Source organism: Caulobacter sp. BE254, from assembly GCF_031457295.1.
Classification (GTDB): Bacteria; Pseudomonadota; Alphaproteobacteria; order Caulobacterales; family Caulobacteraceae; genus Caulobacter.
On record NZ_JAVDWJ010000004.1, the window covers coordinates 334,240 to 352,462 of the forward strand.

Consider the following 18,223-nt stretch of genomic DNA (forward strand, 5'->3'; position numbering starts at 1 on the left):
TAGACCATGGTCTCGCTCGATTGACACCGGTTTCCGTGGAAGACTGGGCAGGGCGGATTCAGGGAGGGGCGATGGCCCGCGCAAGACAGACCCTCAAGGCGGCGCTGCTGTTGTCGGCCGCGCTGACCGCCGCGCCCGCGCTCGTCCACGCCGCCCCCGACCCGCAGGGCGACGGCGGCTTGCTGTACCACCTGACCGGCGACAAGGGCCTGACCGCCGACCTGGCCGGCGGCGAGGCCGCCCCCAACTTCGCCGACAAGGTCAAGATCAAGACCGACCCGGTCCACGGCCCCTATGTCGAGGCGGCCGGCGAGGAGACGCTCAGCTGGATGGCGCCGGGCAATCTCTACGCCCAGCGCGGTACGCTCAGCTTCTACTGGCGGGCCCGCGACCCGGTCGGGACCACGCCCTTCCCGCTGTTCCGCGTCGGCTACGCCGACCACACCAGCTGGGACATGGCCTGGCTGCGCATCGACTGGAACGGCAAGGGCTTCGACGCCTTCGTCACCGACAACAACCTCGCCCGGGTGCGGGTCAGCACGACGGCCGCGCCGCCCCGGCCCGACCAGTGGATCCTGGTCACCTTCACCTGGGACGAGGCCAAGGGGATCGCCCTCTATATCGACGGCAAGCCCGTCGCCTCGAAGGCCCAGGCCGCCGCCCTCGACGCCGGGCTCGACCAGTTCGGCCCGCACAGCCGGGTGATCTCGCCCCACCAGGTGCAGAGCGCCTACCAGTTCGTCCGCGGCGGCGACGTCGACGACATCCGCGTCTATGACCACGCCCTGGACGACGCCGCCGTCGCCGGCCTGGCCGCCGGCAAGGACCCGGCCCCGGCCGTCGCCGCCCCCGACGCCAAGACCTGGCTCCACCGCTACGGCTGGGACCGTCCGACCGACCCGCCGCCCTATCTGACCGACGCCCGAACCACGATCCGCAAGGTCGAGTTCACCGACCAGTTCGACCTCAAGGAGCGCATGAGCCTGGGCTCGGACGGCATCGCCGAAACCACCTGGCCCGGCGTCTACAACCGCTCCAGGCTGCCCGGCCGCCACGACTATTTCGAGCTGCCGGACTGGAACGTCTATGTCGAGGGCGGCAAGGCGATCATCTTCACCCTGCCCGACGAGCCCTATAACCGGCTGGAATTCCAGGGCGCGGCCTATGGGTCGCTGACCACGATCGACGCGGCCGGCCACGAGACCCCGCTGGCCAGGCGTCCCAAGGGCGAACTGCGCACGTTCAACCAGTTCGCGGCCCTGAAGGGCGGCAAGCTGCGGTTCGACAACCTGGTGCAGGAAACCCCGATCCAGGAGCTGGCGGCCTATAACGTCACGGTCGCCGTCGAGCCGGACGAGTTCACCTTGAGCTACGTCGTACGCCCCGGCGCCGACCCGGCCGCCTATCCGGCGCTGGACGAACTTTCGACCTTCATGAGGGGCCGGTACGCGGCCGGCGAGCGCACCCTCGTGGCCGCCCTGCCCGCCTCGGCGCCGACCAAGCCGCGCGCCGACACGGCGCCCGGTCCGGCCCAGCCCATCGTCCACGTGCTGATCCCCGCCGACTTCCGCCTGGCCCGTCCGGGCGGCCCCGTCGGCAAGTTCCAATATGGCTGGCAAGGCGCCGATGTCGGCCTGGACGGCGTGGTCCTCGACATCCCCGCCCTCAAGGTCAAGCCGACCCACGGCGAGTTGTTCCCGCTGAACATCAAGGTCAAGGATCCGCTGTGGCCGGGCCGCGACCTGCTGGACGTCAATATCTCGGTCAAGCCGGGCGAGGCCCGCACGATCTTCCTCGACACCCGCGACCGCCTGCTGCCCGCGGGCAAGAGCCTCTACCTGACCCTCGCCGCGGCCGGCGCCGACTTCAACGCCCGCCAGCTGGACGGCATGGCGGTGCGGCTGAAGTTCAAGCCCGCCGCCGAGGCCAAGGCCGAGCACGTCGCCGACCGCCTGGCCCAGGCGCGCGACAACCTGGCCTTCCTGGTCGAGGAGCACGACGTTTCCAAACGCCTGGCCCGCTATGCGCGGCTGGACCTGGAGCTGTCGGACCTGCTGCGCGTCGACCCGGCCAATCTGCACGGCCGCGAGATGTGGGCCGAACTCAATCCCGAGCAGCCTGGCGTCCCCGTCGCCCTGCCGACCGCCCCCGCCGGCGTCCCCAAGTGGGCGTTCCTGCAGGTCGAGGACCTCAAGCGGGTGCGCAAGTTCATCGAATGGTGGATCGACAACCGCCAGGTCCCCTACGGCGACTTCGGCGGCGGCATCTCGGACGACGACGACCTGACCCAGCAGTGGCCGCCCCTGGCCCTGATGGGCGACATCCCCGACAAGACCACCGGCTCGCTGGACGCCCTGCTCGACGCGGCCTACAGGAACGACATGGTCCCGGACGGCCTGTCGAAGATCAAGACCGACGAGCTGCACTCGTACGAGGAGGCGATCAACCTCAAGGCCGAGGCGATGTACACGAGCTATGGCGACCCCAAGGTCGTCGAGCGGATGATGGAGACGGCCCGGGCCTATCCGATCGTCGCCAACAGGGGCGAGGACGGGCATGTCCACATCCTCAGCCGTTTCTTCTCGGCCAGCGACGTCTCGCGCGACGGGCCCTGGGGCTGGTCGCATCCCTATTCGTACCTGATCCTGCACCCGGGCATGCTGATCGCCGACTTCAACGGCGATCCCACCCTGCGCAAGCTGATCATCGACCTGGCCGACGGCCACCTGGCCCACGGCAAGCAGGATCCGGACGGGACCTGGCGCTATCCGGAGGACATCAACGCCGCCACCGGCCAGTCACGCGGCGAGCTGACCGGCAAGGGCCGGGGCAATGTCGCGGCCATGCAGCTGTTCTGGGCGGCCTGGCGCTGGACCGGCGACGAGAAGTATCTGCGCCCGCTGAAGGGCGAGATCGCCCACCAGTCGGGTCGCGGCCTGGACGAGCTGAACAGCGACGTCATCGACATGCTGGGCCTGCGCGCCCAGGCGGCGCCGATGATCAAGGCCATGGTCGACAAGGGCTCGGACGATCCGTTCGTGCTGTACGAAGCCTGGCGCTCGACCGGCGACACCGCCTATCTGGAAAAGGTCTACAGCGACGAGATCACCACCGCCGAGCAGCGGATGTGGATGGTGACCGAAGCGCACTGGTGGTCGGACCGGGTGGAGCTGTTCAGCGACATCCTGCAGCGCTCCCGGCTCGGCGGCATGGCCCTGCGCCGCAACCAGATGTTCCCCGGCCACCTGGTCAGCTGGCGGTTCGATACGCCGACCGCCGCCGAGGAGGTCGGCATCCTGGTCACCGGCGGACAGAAAAGCTTCAAGGTCACCGGCTACAACCTGACCGGCCGGCCGCTGCACGCGGTGATGACCGGATGGGACGTCGCGGCCGGCCAGTGGTCGGTGACGCGGGCCGTCGATGGGACCGCCGAGCCCGCGGCTTCGGTGGCGTTCGAGCGCACCACCGGCCTGGACGTGACCTTCGCGCCCGGCAAGACCACGACCTGGGAGTTCACCCTGCAAACGCCCGCCGCCACGCCCGTGACCGAACGCCCCGACCTCGGGATCGGCCGCGACGACGTCAAGGTCGGGCGGTCTGGGCTGACCGTCACGGTCCACAGCCTGGGCGCCAAGCCGGCCCCGGCCTCGGTCGTGGTCGTCGAGGACGCCTCGGGGAAGGAACTGGCGCGGGCGACCACGCCCGTCCTGCCGGCTCCCCTCGACCTGAAGCCGAAGACCGCCCAGGTCGCGCTAAAGGCCGGCTGGAAAACTGGCTACCGCGTGCGCATCATCCCCCCGGCCGGCGCGCCGGAGATCACCCAGCTCAACAATATCGTCACCGCCCCCTGATTTAGCTTGGAGACCCCGGAGCCGATCCGCTCCGGGGGCGTTGCTTCGCCCATGGCCGAAACCCTCACCGTACCTCGCGACCTCGTCCAGCGCCTGCGCGCCCGGCTGCCCGCCGTGACGCGCGAGCACCTGTTCGACTGCTACGCGATCAGCGAAACCACCTGGACCAAGCTGCGGGACGGCAAGCCGATCAAGCGCTCGACCCTCGAGCGGATCCTGCAACGCTACGAACGGCTGCTCGCCCACGCGGCCTGACGGCGGACGGTCTCGCGCCTACGGCCAAGCTTTAGCGGGGCGGCCATCGGGCCGATTCTCTGGATTCGCCGTCGTTCTTCGCAGGCGCACAATCGGTTCGCACCTGCGTAGAAGCGATTTCGCCGCCGGTCATCGGCTCCGGTGCTTTCCTTTAGAGGGTTGATATAGCACGCGTTTTCCGCAACCTAACGCCCGCCGACTTCCGCCGAACCGGCGTCTTAACCCTCATTCTCATGATGAGGTGACAAAGCGCGTCCGGCCCGGCAGGGTTGGCTCTCTTTTGATTCCCAGCAGATGAGCTGATTTATGAACGTTTCGGATCTGGTCGACGCCGCCGTGGCCGCCGACGACAAGCTGACCAAGACTCAGGCCAAGGCCATCATCGACGGCGTCTTCAAGTCGCTGACCGAGGCCGCCGTGAAGGGCGAGGAAGTCTCGATCCCGGGCTTCGGCAAGTTCAAGGTCCAGGCCAAGCCGGCCCGCACCGGCCGCAACCCCTCGACGGGCGCCGCCATCGAGATCGCGGCCAGCAAGAAGGTCGCCTTCACGCCGGCCAAGCAACTGAAGGACGCCGTCAACGGCTGATCCCTCGGCGAGCGGCCGGTCTCACCACCGGCCGCTCATCCTGGCCCGCCTCGCGCCGCCAGATGTCTTCCGGGTCGCCCGCGCGCCCGATGCAGGGGCTTCGCCCCTCTCCGACCTTCTCTCGACAATTCGACCATCCCGACAGCGCCTGGCCTGTTTCCCAGGGCCATGCCAGGGTCGCCGCGCATGAAGCACCTCCGACGGTTCACCGGTCTGGTCCTGGCGCTCGCCAGCCTGTGCGCCGGCGCGCGCGCCCAGACCCTCGATCGCGCGCCGGGCGAGAGCGACGTGGCCTTCGCGACGCGCGCCCTTCGGCTGCCGAAGGACTCCGACCCGCATACGACGCTCGCGAGCTGGAACGGCGTCCCGACCCTGTTCGTCGACTACACGACGGCCGACGCAGATCCGGAACGCCCGCTTGTCGCGCTGCAGCGGCAGGCCGCCGGCGGCTACCGCGCGATCGACGTCACCGTGGGCGAGCAGGAGGGTGGGACGCCCGACATCCTGGCGATCGGCTTCGCCAACGCCGATCGCGACGTCGACAGGGAGCTGATCGTCATCCTGGCCTGGTCGCAGGTCCATTACGATTTTTCCGGCACGCTCTACGAGGTCCGCCTGTTCGACGCGCCCAAGCCTGGCCAGGCGCAGCTGACGCTTCTGCCCGTCAGCGGCAAGTTCGGGGCCGGGTGCGAATGCGGTCGGCGCGACGGCCCGGACGAACACTACCGCTTCAAGACCGTGGCGGCGGTCAAGGCCGAGCTGAAGCGGCTGGGCTACTAGCTCCCACGCCGAAACAGCCGGCGGACGGCGGCGGCGTGGCTTCGGGCCACCGGCAGCCGATCACCGCTCGTCAGCACCGCGACAAGGCCGCCGCCCGGACGCGGCGCCAGTTGCACCACCCGGTCGCGCCGGACCACCGCCGAGCGATGGATGCGCACGAACACTTCAGGGTCCAGCCGCTCGACCAGGCGGCGGATCGAGTCGCGGACCAGATAGCCGCGCGCGCCCACATGCAGGCGGACATAGTCGCGCTCGGCCTCGATCCAGTCGAGATCGCGCACCAGCACCCGCTGGGCCCCGCCCCGGACCTCGATCCACAGCTCGGTCTCGAAACCGTCCGCCGCGCCCGCGCCCTCCGCCCGCAGATCCCGGACGATGGCTCGCAGTTCGCCGATCCGCAGCTCGGCGTCGCGCGCCTGGACCTGGGCGCGCGCCCGGCCCAGGGCTTCGGCCACCCGGGCGCCGTCGAACGGCTTGAGCAGATAGTCCGCCGCCGCCAGGTCGAAGGCCTGGATGGCGTAGCGGTCGAAGGCGGTGGCGAAGATCACCACCGGACCCTGCGGACCCGCCAGGGCCCGGGCCACGCCCACCCCGTCCAGCCCCGGCATCTTGATGTCTATGATCACCACCTGGGCGGCGGTCTCGCGGGCCAGGGCCAGGGCCTGGTCGCCGTCGACGGCCGCGCCGACGATCCGCACGTCCTCGACCTGGCCGACCAGGCGGTGCAGGCGGCGCAGAGCCAACGGCTCGTCGTCGGCCAGCAGGACGGTCAGGGCCGCGTCGCTCATCCCGCCCGCTCCAGCGGCAGGTCCAGACGCACCTGGAAGCCCCTTGGCGTGCGCGGGCCGCAGGTCAAGGCGGCCTGGTCGCCGTAACAGGTCTCCAGCCGCCGGCGGACGTTCTCCAGCCCCACGCCCAGGCCCGGCGGCCCGTCCACCGCCCCGCCCCCGTCGTCGGTGACGGTGATCGACAGCCGGCCGCCCTGCTGCTCGGCCACCACCTCGACGACCACCGGCTCGCTGCTGCGCGCCAGGCCGTGCTTGACGGCGTTCTCGATGATCGGCTGCAGGATCAGGTTCGGCACCAGGGCGTCCGCCAGTTCGGGGGGCGCGCGCTCGACATAGCGCAGGCGCTCGCCGAAGCGGATCTGCTCGATGGCTACGTACTGTCGCTCGCCGTCCAGTTCCTCGGCCAGGGTGACCCTCTCGCGCACGTCGCGCTCCAACGAACGGCGCAGGAATCCGGACAGGCCCAGGATCATCTGCTCGGCCCGGTCGTTCTGGCGCTCCATCACCAGGGTCGCCAGGGCGTTGAGTGTGTTGAACAGGAAGTGCGGGCTGATCTGGTAGCGCAGCATGCGGTTCTGGGTCTCGGTGGCCAGCACCCGCGCCGCCTCCAGCTTGAACCGCGCCTCGCGGGCGGCCAGGTCGGCGTGCACGGCCATGAAGATCGCCGCCCAGGCCACGAAGAACCAGAACACCGTGCGGCCGATCAGCATCACGCCCCAGAAGGTCGACTCCGGCCAGCGCGGCAGGATGGCGACATAGACGGTGTAGTCGACCACGCCGAACGCCAGCGAGCCCCCCAGCGACAGCGCCGCGACCAGGGCTAGGCGGCGCACGAACGGCCAGGGGGTCGAGCGCAGCAGCAGCGGCCCCATGGCCTGGCACATCAGCGCCCCGACCAGGCAGACCACCGCCCGCCGCAGGGCCCCGTCCCAGAAGTGCGGGGCCTTGGCGCTGACCCAGCCCAGGGTCATGGCGGCGTAGGCCAGCAGCCACACCCCCGCCGTGGCGATCAGGATGGTCCGGGTCTGCCGCCGGTCGGCCGGGCTGGTGGTCATGGGCCATTGTCGCCGCTGGCGCGCCACGCGCAAAGCGCCGTTCGCAGACGCAGCGGCGCCGTTCGCAGACGAACGAACCGCTCGCAGCAGGATGCGCGCCGTTGGTCTCGCCAGGCCTGACAGGCCCGTCCTGGCTGCCAGGATCGCGGCCGGGACTCGCAACCCACGGAGAAAACCGCATGACGGCGCAAGCCGCTCGCGTCCATCGCCGCGACGCCGTGCTGGCCGCCCTGGAGCTGTTCCGGCGGATCTATCCGCCGATCAGCCTGACCAGCGTGCGGGTGTTCCTCTATGTGGCCGACAATCCGGGCGTCAACGTCTCGGCCCTGGCCCAGGCCTGCGGCCTGACCGAGGCCGGCGCCTCGCGCGTCGCCCGCGCCCTGGCCGGACGCGGCATCGAGCGGCCGCTGCCGCCGTCGCTGGGTCTGCTGGACAGCGTGACCAGCCCGATCGACCCCCGCGAGCGCCTGCTGGGCCTGACCGAGCGCGGCCGGGCCCTGGTCGCCCGCATCGAGCTGCTGATCGCCGCCCACACGCCGATCATGCTGTCGGTCGCCCCCGTCGTCCGGTCCGACCGCGGCGACAGGCCTGCCGCTCAAGCCCATGGAGAGGCTTCGTGACCGTCTCGCCCAGGACCCCGATCAGCCCCCTGGCCGCCGTACTGGGCGGCGGGCTCACGGCCGCCGTGCTGGACATCACCTACGCCTTCGTCGCCTTCGGCCTGCGCGGCGTGAGCCCGGCCAGGATCCTGCAGTCGATCGCCAGCGGCGTGCTCGGCAAGGCGGCCTATCGGGCGGGAGCGGGTTCGGCCCTGCTGGGCGCCTTGCTCCACCTCGCCATCGCCCTGGTCATGGCCGCGGTCTATGTCGCCGCCAGCCGTCGGCTGCCCACCCTGAGCCGCCGCCCCTGGCTGTGGGGACCGCTGTACGGGATCGGCTGCTATCTGGTCATGAACTATGTCGTCCTGCTGGCGCGGTTCGGCCCGAGGCCCGTTCCGCCGCTCGATGTGCTTTTGGGCGGGGTGGCGATCCACATGGTCGGCGTCGGCCTGCCGATCGCCCTGTTCGCGGCCCGCGTGACGTTGTCGCCTCGCGCCCCTACGGCGTGACGGCCGCCGGAGCGCCTGTCTAGGTCTCACCCTGGCCAACGACCGTGGCGCTCGCCAGGCCTTCAAAGCCTTGCCTTGGGCGCGTTTCAGCCTTGTTCCAGCCATTCCGCCCATGACCCTGTCCACAGCTTCAGGCTGTGGGGATGCGGGGGATGGGCGCCAGGGGCGGAGCGCGTGAACGGAGCGCGGCGGTCGGACTGTCGATCCTGGCCCACCTGGCGCTGCTGGCCGGTCTGCTCTGGGGCATGCGGTCGCCGCCCGCCCCACCCGAGATCGTGGTCGAGCTGGACCTGGCGCCCGACACGCGATCGCCCGCGCCGCGCCCACCGTCCCGTCGTCCGCCCTCGCCCACCGCCTCTCGAGCCTCGCCCGGACAGCCCGCGGCCAGACCCGCGGTTCCAGCGCCACCCGACATCGTTCCGTCGCCGATAGCTTCCGCACCCGCGCCCACCGCGCCGTCGCCCCCGCCCAACCCCTCGCTGGGCGCCGCCCTGCATCGGACCCTGGGCTGCGCCGACGCCGACCTGCATCGCCTGTCGGAGGCCGAGCGGCGCGATTGCGAGCTGCGCCTGGCCGGCGCGGCCGGGCGCGGCGGACCTCTGGCCGGCGTCGATCCCGGCAAGCTGGCGGGCTACGCCGCCGAAAAGCAGCGCGAGCCCTTCCTGGCCCGCAAGCCCAAGAACAACTGCGTGCCCCGCGTCCAGGAAACCGACATGGCCGGCGGGCCGGGCGCGGCGCCCGACAAGGATTGGCGGACGGGCGTCGCCTGCGCCTTCTCGTTCTAGACGCCGCGCTAGGCCGCCGCGCCTTGCCGAAACTCGCGCGGCGACTGCCCGTACTGGTCGCGGAACGCCCGGCTAAAATGGGCCGAGCCGTTGAAGCCCCAGCGGAAGCAGATCTCGGAGATGGACAGCCGGGCGTGCTGCGGGCTGGCCAGGTCGGTGCGGCAGCGCTCCAGGCGTCGCGTGCGCAGGTAGTGGCTGAACGTCTCGTCGGCGCTGGCGAACAGCTTCTGGACGTAGCGGGGCGAGACCCCCTCCTCGTCGGCCACCCGGCGCAGCGACAGGTCGGGATCGGGCAGCAGGGTCTCGATGGTCTGGCACAGGCGCTGCAGGTGGGCGGTGGGCGCGCCGGTGTTGGCGCCCAGCACGTCGGTCGCCGCCCCGCCCTCGGCCAGGCAGATGGCCAGGAACTCGGTCAGCGACAGCTCGACGGGGCGAAGCTGGTCGACGGTCAGGTCCTCCAGCCCCTCGGCCGTGGCCCGCAGCAGGCCCGACAGGATGTGGGTCACGCCGGTCGCGGCCTGCAGCCGCCCCACCCGCAGGCTGACCGGGGTGATCAGCCGGTGGTCGAGGGCCACGCGCGGGGCGCGGACGAACATCAGGCGGCAGCGGGTCTCCAGCCGCAGGGCCGCGGCCTGGCCGGTCGGCCCGTAGGCGATGTCGCCGGGGACCAGCTCCTCGGCCAGGTCCTCGGTGACCAGGGTCGCCTGGCCGCTCAGCAGCACCGCCAGCCAGACGGCCGCCGGCTGGCCGCTCAGGCGCCCCGAGATCGCCTGGGCCCCGGCCTCGACCAGGGCGAACTCGATGCCCAGCGGTGAGGCCAGGCAGACCACCGAGGCGCTGGCCGGCTCGGCGTCGGACAGGCCCTCGATCGGCAGGCCCAGCCGGTTCATCGCCTCGCGCCAGGCCTGGGCCCGCTCGGCGCGGGGATGGCTGTCGGTGCTGAACGACCAGGCCTTCATGGCGCCCATTAGCCCTTCATCTGGGGAAAGATGTCGCGCGGGATGCGCACGTGGCAGCCCTGCTTGCCGTCCACCACCTGGGTGACGCCGAAGTCGCTGGCCACGCTCATCAGCGAATAGGCGTCGTTCCGCGACAGGCCGACATGGTCGGACAGCAGGGTCAGCATGTTTAGCGACGCGTCCTTCATGGCCACGTTAAGATCCTCGTGGAAGCCATGGACGATCCACCACTTTGGCGTCTCAAGCAAAGGTCCGGGCGCGACGAAGTCCTTGCGCAGGACAATCTGCATCAGCACGTTCAGCGAGCTCTCGATGGCCGTGCCGGAGATCTCGCCGTCGCCCTGGCTGACGTGCGGGTCGCCGATCGAGAACAGTCCGCCCTCGACCTGGACGGGGTAGTACATCGTCGCCCCCGCCCCGATCCGCCAGTTGTCGATATTGCCGCCGTGGGCGCCAGGCGGGATGGTGCTGACCCGGCCGTCGACGGCGGGCGCCACCCCGGCTGTCCCGAGGTGCGGCCGCGCCGCCACCCGCACGCCGTTCAGGGCCGGCTGGCGGTCGCATTCGGGGCAGCGGGTGATCGTCCCCGGGATCAGGTACTTGCCTTCGAAGTCATAGGCGTAGAGGGCGCTGGCGGTGTTGGTGTTCTGATCCAGTTCGTAGATCGTCACCCGCTCCTTCTCGCCGAACTCCTTGTAGAGGTAGCCCCAGCTGGCGGCGAGGTTGGAGCCGTAGTTGTTGCGCGGGACCATGCGCAGGTAGCGCACCTCCAGCACGTCGCCGGGCTTGGCGTCTTCCACGTAGATCGGGCCGGTCATGATGTGGACGCCGGGATTGCGGTCGTCCTCGGGGATTTCGGTGAAGATGCGGGTGACCGCCTCGTCCATCATCAGCTCGGGCGCGTCGCCGGCGTGGTGGGTGATCGCCTCGGCGCTGACCAGGTCGCCGCTCTTGATGCGCAGGGCCGGCTTGATGGACGGATCGAAATAACCCCAGTGCACGGTGGCCGGCGTGGCGTTCAGGGTGTGCAGGGCGGTGGGCAGGACGTCGGGACGGGTCTGGCCGGGTTCGCAGATGAAGGGCATCGGTCTTCGATCCTCAGGCGGCCGAGAGCGTGACCGAGGTCATGCTCAGCGAGCCGTGCTCGATGTGGTCGGGGGCGAAGGCGGCGACGTCGCCGGGCAGGCGCGCGCCCAGCACGTAGAGCAGCGGCCAGTAGTGGTCCGGCGTCGGCACCGACTTGGCGGCGTCCTGGCCCTGGGAAGCGAAGTCCACCGCGCGCTCGGGCGCGTCGTCGACGATCGCCTGCTTGATGTGGTCGTTGAACCGCTGCGACCAGTCGTAGGGCGCGCAGTGGCGCTCGTCCCAGTTCATGGCCGGCAGGTTGTGGACGATGTTGCCGGTGCCGACGATCAACACCCCCTCGTTGCGTAGCGGAGCCAGGCGCTTGGCCAGCTCGAAGTGCCACTCGGGCGGCTTGGTCGCGTCCATCGACAGCTGCACCACCGGCACGTCGGCGTCGGGATAGACCTTGCTCAACACCGACCAGGTTCCGTGGTCCAGGCCCCAGCCCTGCTGGTCCAGCGCCACCGGCTGGGGGGCCAGCAGGTCCTTCACCCGCGCCGCCAGCTCGGGCGAGCCGGGGGCCGGATACTGCATGTCGAACAAGGCCTTGGGGAAGGAAGCTCCGAAGTCGTGGATGGTGCGCGGGGCGGCCATGGCGGTGACGGCCACGCCTTGGGTCAGCCAGTGGGCCGAGACGCAGAGGATGGCCTTGGGCTTGCCGAACGCCTCGCCCATCGCCTTCCAGGTCCGGGTGGTGTCGTTGGTCTCCAGCGCGATCATCGGGCTGCCGTGGCCGAAGAAGACGACGGGCATCCGGCTCATGCGGCGACCTCCGGCCCAATGGCGCGTTGAGCGGTCTTCATCGCCGCCCAGGCCTTCTGGTAGCGCGGGGTGAGCCAGCGGTTGAACTGCACCTGCGCCCCCTCCTGCCAGGAATAGCGGCCGCGCACCGCGAACCGCGAACGCAGCCCCACCTGGACCAGTTCGTCGACACGCATGTCCTGGGCGATGATCTTGCCCGCCGAGGTCATGATCATCTCCAGCCGCTCCTCGAAGCCGGGCGTCTCGGTGGCCCCGGGCGCGACCAGCAGGCCGGTGTCCTGCTCCATGGTTTCCGGACCGGTGGGCCGCAGGATCAGGTAGATGACCATGTCGCTGGTCATCACCAGCGACAGGGTCGGCGGAATGTTGGCGAAGGTGGCGCGGTTACGGTCCACCTCGGTCAGCCCGGGGAAGATCGGCAGAACCGCCTTCTGGGTCGGGTTGAAACTGACATCCGGATGGGTCGTGCCGTTGTAGCGCAGGAAGCCGGCGTCGCCCTCGGCGGCCTCAGGGAAGCTGCACAGCTCGCTGGGAATGAAGTCGTGCAGCGGGCCGCGATGCAGCTTGTTGGCGTGGTAGCCGTCGTTGTTGTTCTCGAACATCACCTTCCAGTTCCAGGCGAACTGGCCGGTCATCGGCGGGCTCAGGCCCCCGGCGTTGGCCAGGTCGTAGCTGGCGATGGCGTCCTCGACCGCCTTCAGGCGGGGGGCCAGCGGCGGGGCCTCGGCGTCGAAATTGATGAAGATGAAGCCCAGCCAGACCTCGACCTTGAAGCCCGGCAGCCGGACGGCCTTCTTGTCGAAGTCGCAGGCCCGCTCCATGGCCGGGGCGTTGACCAGGTCGCCGTTCAGCGAATAGACCCAGTGGTGGTAGGGGCAGACGAAGCCGCGGGTGTTGCCCCGGCCCTCGGCCACCAGCATGGCGCGGTGCTGGCACACCGCCGACATCGCCTTGATCTCGTTGGAGCGGTTCCTGGTGACGATGATCGGCTCGCCGATGATCGTGGTGGTGAAGTAGTCGCCCTGCTCCTTCACCCAGTCGACCCGGCCCACGCACAGCCATTCGTGATTGAACAGCGCCTCCTTCTCGAAGGCGTAGAAGGCCGCGTCGGTGTAGCAGGCGGGCGGCAGGGTCTCGGCCGCGTCGACGTCGAGCATCGAGCGCGACAGGCCGTCGAAGAAGGCGTCGTTCAGGTGGGGTGCGGCCAGGTGGGGTGCGGCGGGCGTGGGGCCCATGGCGGATGCGCTCCTTCGACTAATCGATACGAAGGCTAGGCGCGGCGCGCCCGTCGGTCTTGCACCAGCGCGCACGATAACTTGGCCGTCGCCCGATGCCCGGGCGGCGTCGCCGACTTCTCGGGCGGAAATGAGCAAAAGACGCGCAAGGCGCGCGCATCGCCGACTTTGCGGGACGCGCACGGAAAGCGATCGGGCGCGCTGGGGAAAGACGCGCCTGGCGACGATGCCTAGCCTCGGGTCCAGACAGCTTCCAGAGGACCACGCCCGTGGACATGACGCTCGCCGACGACCTGACGATCTCGGACCTGAAGCCCGGCTTCGGCGCGCGGATCCACGACATCGACCTGCCGTCCGCCTCGGACGCGCAGATCGACAAGGTGGTCGCCGCCTTCCACCGCCACGGGGCCGTCGTGGTGTCCGGCCAGACCATGACGCCGGACGACCTGATGCGCTTCATCGGCCGGTTCGGCGAGCCCGAGGACCACACCCAGACCCGCTTCACCCTGCCCGGCTATCCGAAGATCTTCATCCTCAGCAACCGGGTGGTCGACGGCAAGCCGATCGGGGCCCACAACGACGGCGTCGGCTGGCACACCGACTACAGCTACAAGCCCGAGCCGGTGATGCTGACCATGCTCTATGCGGTGGAGGTTCCCGACGAGGGCTCCGACACCCTGCTGGCCGATGGCTGCGCCGCCTGGAACGCCCTGTCGCCGGAAAAGCAGGCGCAGCTGCTGCCGCTGAGCCTGCATCACAGCTACCGGCACTTCATGGCCACCCGCGAGTTCGGCGCGCAGATCCTGTCGCTTGAGATGGCGGCGGCCAATCCCGACGTCGAGCATCCGCTGATCCGCACCCACCCCGCCGACGGCCGCAAGGCGCTGTGGCCCTCGACCGGCACGGTGACCGAGGTGATCGGCAAGCCTGGTCCCGAGGGCCTGGCCCTGATCGACGAGCTGGTGGAATTCATGACCGGCGACGACTTCGTCTATCGCCACAAGTGGGCCAAGGGCGACCTTCTGATGTGGGACAACCGCTGCACTCTGCACACCGGCACGCTCTACGACGACACCAAGTACTTCCGGACCATGCACCGGCTATGGGTGAAGGGCGACAAGCCTTATTGATCCTAGGGGCTCCCCCCGTGGGGGAGCTGTCGCGAAGCGACTGAGGGGGGAGTATCTGGGAGCGCCCAGCCCCTCCCCCCTCCGGCCCTTCGGGCCACCTCCCCCACAGGGGGAGGATCTTGTTTTCCAGGAGTTTCAATGACCCAGACCTGGCTGATCACCGGCGCATCCGGCGGGCTCGGGCGCGAGATCGCCCTGGCGGCGCTCGCCCGCGGCGACGTCGTGTTCGGCACGGTGCGCAAGCCCGAGGCCGCCGCGGCCCTCGAGCGGCTCGGCGTCCGCGCCCTGGTGCTGGACGTCACCGACGAGGCCGCCGTGCGCGCGGGCGTCGCCCGGGCCGAGGCGGCGGCGGGAGCGATCGACATCCTGGTCAACAACGCCGGCTATGGCTTGGTCGGGGCGGTGGAGGAGGCCTCGCTCGACGAGGTCCGCGCCCAGTTCGAGACCAATGTGCTCGGCCCGATGGCGATGCTGAAGGCGGTGCTGCCGGCCATGCGCGCCCGTCGCGCCGGGCGGATCATCAACATCACCTCGGTCTCGGGCCTGGCGGTCTGGGCCGGCACGGGGGTCTACTGCGCCAGCAAGTGGGCGCTGGAGGGCCTGACCCAGACCCTGGCCGCCGAGGTGGCCGAGCTGGGGATCAAGGTGACCAATGTCGCGCCGGGCGGCCTGCGCACCGCCTTCGCCAGCGGCTCCAAGGCCGTGGTGGCCGGCAAGATCGCCGACTATGACGGCGTGGCCCGCGACGCCGAACGGATCATGGCCGATCACGCCGGCCACGAGCCGGGCGACCCCGTGAAGGCCGCCCAGGCCATCCTGCGCATCGCCGACGAGCCCGCTCCGCCCCTGCACCTGCTGCTGGGCGAGGACGCCCTGAAATACGCCGGCTACGCCGCCGCCGGCCTCCAGGCCGACATCGACGCCTGGAAGGACCTCACCCTGTCGATCGGCTTCGAATGAGCCGTGAAATCCTCGTCCTTCGACAGGCTCAGGATGAGGATTTCAACTGATCCGCCCTCGCATTCGCCCTCATCCTGAGCCTGTCGAAGGACGAGGGCGTCCCACCCGCCTTGCAAGGACACCTTGATGACCAACACCCTGATCTTCGTCGACCTCGCCTCGGACGACCCCGACGCCGCCGGCCGGTTCTACGCGGAAGTGTTCGGCTGGGAGAACGACGCCCGGCCCAAGGGCGAATACCACCGCATGGTGCCCGGCGGCTTCTTCAAGAAGAGCGACGGGTCCGACAGCGAGATCGGCAACCTGCACCTGGGGATCTTCAAGGCCGCCAACGCCCGCCCCCATCCCGAGCCCGCTGGCGTCGAGCCGCGCGGCCTGTCGACCGAGGGCCGCAAGCCGCGCATCTGGGTGCTGATCGGCGACGACGACAGCGCCGACCGGATCCTGGGGACGGCCGCCGGACTCGGCGCGGAGCTGCTGTGGCGCGACCACTACTGGGCCGAGTTCAACGGCTACAACCACGCCTTCCGTGACCCCTGGGGCAACGAAATCGTGCTGTGGGGCAAGGCGGGGGCCAGCCCGGAGGTCCCGGAAAGCTTCACCCGGGAATAGGCGGGTTCACCGGAATTCCAGCACATCGCCGTCCAGCGGCGTCTGGTCGCGCCGGGCCGACGGCGGAGCGGGCGAGACCTTGGTCGTCTGGTCGAGGGCGTCGCTGACGCGCTCGCGGCCCAGGTAGTCGAAGCGCTCGATTACGAACGGCAGGCCCTCGGATTCCTCGAAGGTCGGCGCGTCGGTGACCTGGAAATGCAGGTGGGGCGCGTTGGCGGCGCCCGACTGGCCCAGCAGGCCGATCACGGCGCCGCGCTTGACCCGGTCGCCGGTCTTGACGGTCAGGCTTCCAGGCTGGAGGTGGGCGTAGGACACGAAGGCCTTGGGCGCGATCTCCAGCACCACGAAATTGCCCATCAGCGACCGGGCGGTCAGCTCGGCGGGCGCGGGCGGGCTGGTCATCGGCCTGTTGTCGGGCTGACCGTCGCGGGCGTCGCGCACCACCCCGTCGGCCACGGCCAGCACCGGCGCGCCGTAGCCCGCCCAGTCGGCGTTCGTCGACTCGGTCAGCTTGTCGAGGGCGGCGCGCACGGCGTGCCCCGCCCCGTCCAGCCCGAAAAAGTCGATGGCGTAGCGCTGCGGAATGGTCACCCGGCCGTTGGCGGCCACCGGGCTTCCCCAGTGGTGGGACAGGTGATTGCCCGGGCCCTCATGGGCCAGCCAGCGCCCCGCGCCCAGCGGCGGGCCGATGACGATCGGCGGCGCGGCGTCGACCGGCGTGCGGACGCCGTCGACCAGTTGCTCCGGCCCGGCCGGCGGCCGGAACTCCAGCTGGTGGCGCAGGACCTTTGGCGGCCTGGCGCCGGCCGGCAGGTCGAGCCACAGGAACAGCACCACCCGCCCGCCGCCCTCCACCGGAACGCCGCCGCGCGCCACGTCGGCCGGATGGGCCAGCAGGTCGTTGACCTGGGCGTCCACGAAGCTGGCCAGCGGCCTGGCGTCGTCGTCAGCATAGACGCTCACCCGCCGCAGGATCAGCGCGCCAGTGTCCTTGTAGAAATTGCTGACATGCAGCTCGTAGGCCAGGTGGGTCACGCCGTCGCTGGCAACCGTCGGCCGGGGCGGCGCTGGAACCCGGACCTCCACGGGAGCCTGGGCGAAGGCCTGGATGGGCGGAGCGACCGCGGCTTGGGCTTGGGTTTGGGCTGCCGCCAGCACGGCGACCAAGGCCAGGCCGAGGAGGAATCGACGCGACTTCACCAGGACGGCCTCCCATGCTCCGCCTGTTTGAGAACGCCCTGCCCGCCCCTGTCAAACATCAAGCGATTGGCGAGGCCTGGACGGATCGATCTTCAAGGCCGTGCGTGGTCCTCGTCCTTCGACAGGCTCAGGATGAGGACCCTCTACCGACCCGGCAGTAGAAACCTCATCCTGAGTGTCGAAGGACGAGGTTTCGGCCCCGGAGCTAAAGCCCTAGAACGGCCGGTCGCCCGCCACGGTCACCCGGTAGCCCGTCCGGGTATCGGGGAAATAGTCCCAGATCGCCTGGTGCCAGGTGCAGCGGTTGTCCCAGAAGGCCACCGAGTTCTTCTTCCAGCGGAAGCGCACCTGGAAGTCCGGGTTGGAGGCGTGCTGGTAGAGATAGCTGAGGATCGCGTTGCTCTCGGCCTTGGACACGCCGGCGACATGGGTCGTGTAGGACGGATTGACGAACAGGCTCTTCCTGCCGCTGACCGGATGGGTGCGGACGATGGGATGGGTCGAGCAATTGTACTTGCGGTCCAGGTCCGGGAAGATCGCCTTGTAGACCGGATTGGCGTCGTGCACCGCCGACAGCCCCTCCAGATAGGCCTTCATCCGGTCCGACAGGGTCTCGTAGGCCGCGTACATGCTGGCGAAGCAGGTGTCGCCGCCGTCGTCGGGCAGGACCTTCATGTAGAGGATGCTGCCCAGGGGCGGCTCGGGATCGCAGGTCAGGTCCGAGTGCCAGTTCTCGCCGGCCACGAACTTGGAATTGGCGTCGGCGTGGATGGCCACGATCTCCGGGTGCTCGGGCAGGCCGGGCACGCCCGAATGGATCGCCAGGTTCCCGAACTTGCGGCCCAGGTCCTTGTGGGCCTGGTGGTCCATCTGCTGGTCGCGGAAGAAGATCACCTGATATTGGGTCAGGGCCCGGTGGATCTCCTCGAACTGGCGATTGCTCAGCGGCTTGCCCAGGTCGACGCCGAAGATCTCGGCGCCGATCCGGCGGGTCATCGGCCTCACATCGAGCACGTCGTAGGCCATGTGGCGC

The 18,223-nt window shown here is 70.0% G+C and carries 18 protein-coding genes; 10 read left to right on the forward strand and 8 right to left on the reverse strand.

What is annotated here, in order from left to right; genetic code table 11:
• The first annotated feature begins 71 nt into the window (after positions 1 to 71).
• The 4 genes from J2X41_RS10415 to J2X41_RS10430 all read left to right on the forward strand — a co-directional run bounded on the left by J2X41_RS10415 (position 72) and on the right by J2X41_RS10430 (position 5,471).
• A complete protein-coding gene (locus J2X41_RS10415; RefSeq protein ID WP_310081656.1) occupies positions 72 to 3,851 on the forward strand; it encodes a LamG-like jellyroll fold domain-containing protein in 3,780 nt (1,259 codons plus the stop codon).
• 51 nt (positions 3,852 to 3,902) lie between these two features.
• Positions 3,903 to 4,106, forward strand: coding sequence for a hypothetical protein (locus J2X41_RS10420; protein ID WP_028037776.1), 204 nt, complete (start codon positions 3,903 to 3,905; stop codon positions 4,104 to 4,106).
• A gap of 306 nt (positions 4,107 to 4,412) precedes the next feature.
• A complete protein-coding gene (locus J2X41_RS10425) occupies positions 4,413 to 4,691 on the forward strand; it encodes an HU family DNA-binding protein (RefSeq protein WP_028037777.1) in 279 nt (92 codons plus the stop codon).
• A gap of 186 nt (positions 4,692 to 4,877) precedes the next feature.
• Positions 4,878 to 5,471 carry a hypothetical protein gene (locus J2X41_RS10430; protein ID WP_310081659.1) on the forward strand — a complete coding sequence of 198 codons (594 nt, stop codon included), beginning with the start codon at positions 4,878 to 4,880 and terminating at the stop codon, positions 5,469 to 5,471.
• Here J2X41_RS10430 and J2X41_RS10435 read toward each other — a convergent pair.
• Positions 5,468 to 6,259 carry a LytTR family DNA-binding domain-containing protein gene (locus tag J2X41_RS10435; RefSeq protein ID WP_310081661.1) on the reverse strand — a complete coding sequence of 264 codons (792 nt, stop codon included), beginning with the start codon at positions 6,257 to 6,259 and terminating at the stop codon, positions 5,468 to 5,470. The two genes, J2X41_RS10430 and J2X41_RS10435, sit on opposite strands and share 4 nt — an antisense overlap.
• Positions 6,256 to 7,314 (reverse strand): histidine kinase, encoded by a 1,059-nt coding sequence (locus J2X41_RS10440; RefSeq protein ID WP_310081663.1) that lies wholly within the window; start codon positions 7,312 to 7,314, stop codon positions 6,256 to 6,258. Before J2X41_RS10440 ends, J2X41_RS10435 begins: the two co-directional genes overlap by 4 nt.
• A gap of 179 nt (positions 7,315 to 7,493) precedes the next feature.
• Between J2X41_RS10440 and J2X41_RS10445 the strand changes: the two genes are divergently transcribed.
• The 3 genes from J2X41_RS10445 to J2X41_RS10455 all read left to right on the forward strand — a co-directional run bounded on the left by J2X41_RS10445 (position 7,494) and on the right by J2X41_RS10455 (position 9,207).
• Positions 7,494 to 7,934, forward strand: coding sequence for a MarR family transcriptional regulator (locus J2X41_RS10445; RefSeq protein ID WP_310081665.1), 441 nt, complete (start codon positions 7,494 to 7,496; stop codon positions 7,932 to 7,934).
• On the forward strand, positions 7,931 to 8,422 hold the full coding sequence (locus J2X41_RS10450; RefSeq protein WP_310081667.1) for a hypothetical protein: 492 nt from the start codon (positions 7,931 to 7,933) through the stop codon (positions 8,420 to 8,422). The genes J2X41_RS10445 and J2X41_RS10450 overlap by 4 nt, the downstream gene beginning before the upstream one ends.
• A gap of 152 nt (positions 8,423 to 8,574) precedes the next feature.
• Positions 8,575 to 9,207 (forward strand): hypothetical protein, encoded by a 633-nt coding sequence (locus tag J2X41_RS10455; RefSeq protein ID WP_310081669.1) that lies wholly within the window; start codon positions 8,575 to 8,577, stop codon positions 9,205 to 9,207.
• Positions 9,208 to 9,215: 8 nt separating this feature from the next.
• Here the strand turns inward: J2X41_RS10455 and J2X41_RS10460 are convergent, their stop codons facing one another.
• The 4 genes from J2X41_RS10460 to J2X41_RS10475 are packed head-to-tail and all read right to left on the reverse strand — an operon-like array spanning position 9,216 to position 13,288.
• Positions 9,216 to 10,166, reverse strand: coding sequence for a helix-turn-helix domain-containing protein (locus tag J2X41_RS10460; RefSeq protein ID WP_404979924.1), 951 nt, complete (start codon positions 10,164 to 10,166; stop codon positions 9,216 to 9,218).
• 8 nt (positions 10,167 to 10,174) lie between these two features.
• Entirely contained in the window at positions 10,175 to 11,251 is a 1,077-nt protein-coding gene (locus J2X41_RS10465) for an acetamidase/formamidase family protein (protein ID WP_310081673.1), read from the reverse strand.
• A 13-nt stretch (positions 11,252 to 11,264) separates the two neighbouring features.
• Positions 11,265 to 12,053, reverse strand: coding sequence for a 4,5-DOPA dioxygenase extradiol (gene ygiD / locus J2X41_RS10470; RefSeq protein WP_310081674.1), 789 nt, complete (start codon positions 12,051 to 12,053; stop codon positions 11,265 to 11,267).
• Entirely contained in the window at positions 12,050 to 13,288 is a 1,239-nt protein-coding gene (locus J2X41_RS10475; RefSeq protein WP_310081677.1) for an SRPBCC family protein, read from the reverse strand. The genes ygiD and J2X41_RS10475 overlap by 4 nt, the downstream gene beginning before the upstream one ends.
• Positions 13,289 to 13,563: 275 nt before the next feature.
• On the opposite strand from J2X41_RS10475, the gene J2X41_RS10480 reads away from it, so the two are divergent.
• The 3 genes from J2X41_RS10480 (at position 13,564) to J2X41_RS10490 (ending at position 15,990) form a co-directional block, all read left to right on the forward strand.
• A complete protein-coding gene (locus J2X41_RS10480) occupies positions 13,564 to 14,418 on the forward strand; it encodes a TauD/TfdA family dioxygenase (RefSeq protein ID WP_310081774.1) in 855 nt (284 codons plus the stop codon).
• A gap of 138 nt (positions 14,419 to 14,556) precedes the next feature.
• Positions 14,557 to 15,378 (forward strand): oxidoreductase, encoded by an 822-nt coding sequence (locus tag J2X41_RS10485; protein WP_310081678.1) that lies wholly within the window; start codon positions 14,557 to 14,559, stop codon positions 15,376 to 15,378.
• A gap of 126 nt (positions 15,379 to 15,504) precedes the next feature.
• Entirely contained in the window at positions 15,505 to 15,990 is a 486-nt protein-coding gene (locus J2X41_RS10490) for a VOC family protein (RefSeq protein WP_310081680.1), read from the forward strand.
• 6 nt (positions 15,991 to 15,996) lie between these two features.
• On the opposite strand, the gene J2X41_RS10495 is transcribed toward J2X41_RS10490, so the two are convergent.
• Positions 15,997 to 17,190: a M23 family metallopeptidase gene (locus J2X41_RS10495; RefSeq protein ID WP_310081682.1), complete on the reverse strand. Its 1,194-nt coding sequence runs from the start codon at positions 17,188 to 17,190 to the stop codon at positions 15,997 to 15,999.
• 213 nt (positions 17,191 to 17,403) lie between these two features.
• On the reverse strand, positions 17,404 to 18,216 hold the full coding sequence (locus J2X41_RS10500) for a TauD/TfdA family dioxygenase (protein ID WP_310081684.1): 813 nt from the start codon (positions 18,214 to 18,216) through the stop codon (positions 17,404 to 17,406).
• Positions 18,217 to 18,223: the final 7 nt, after the last annotated feature.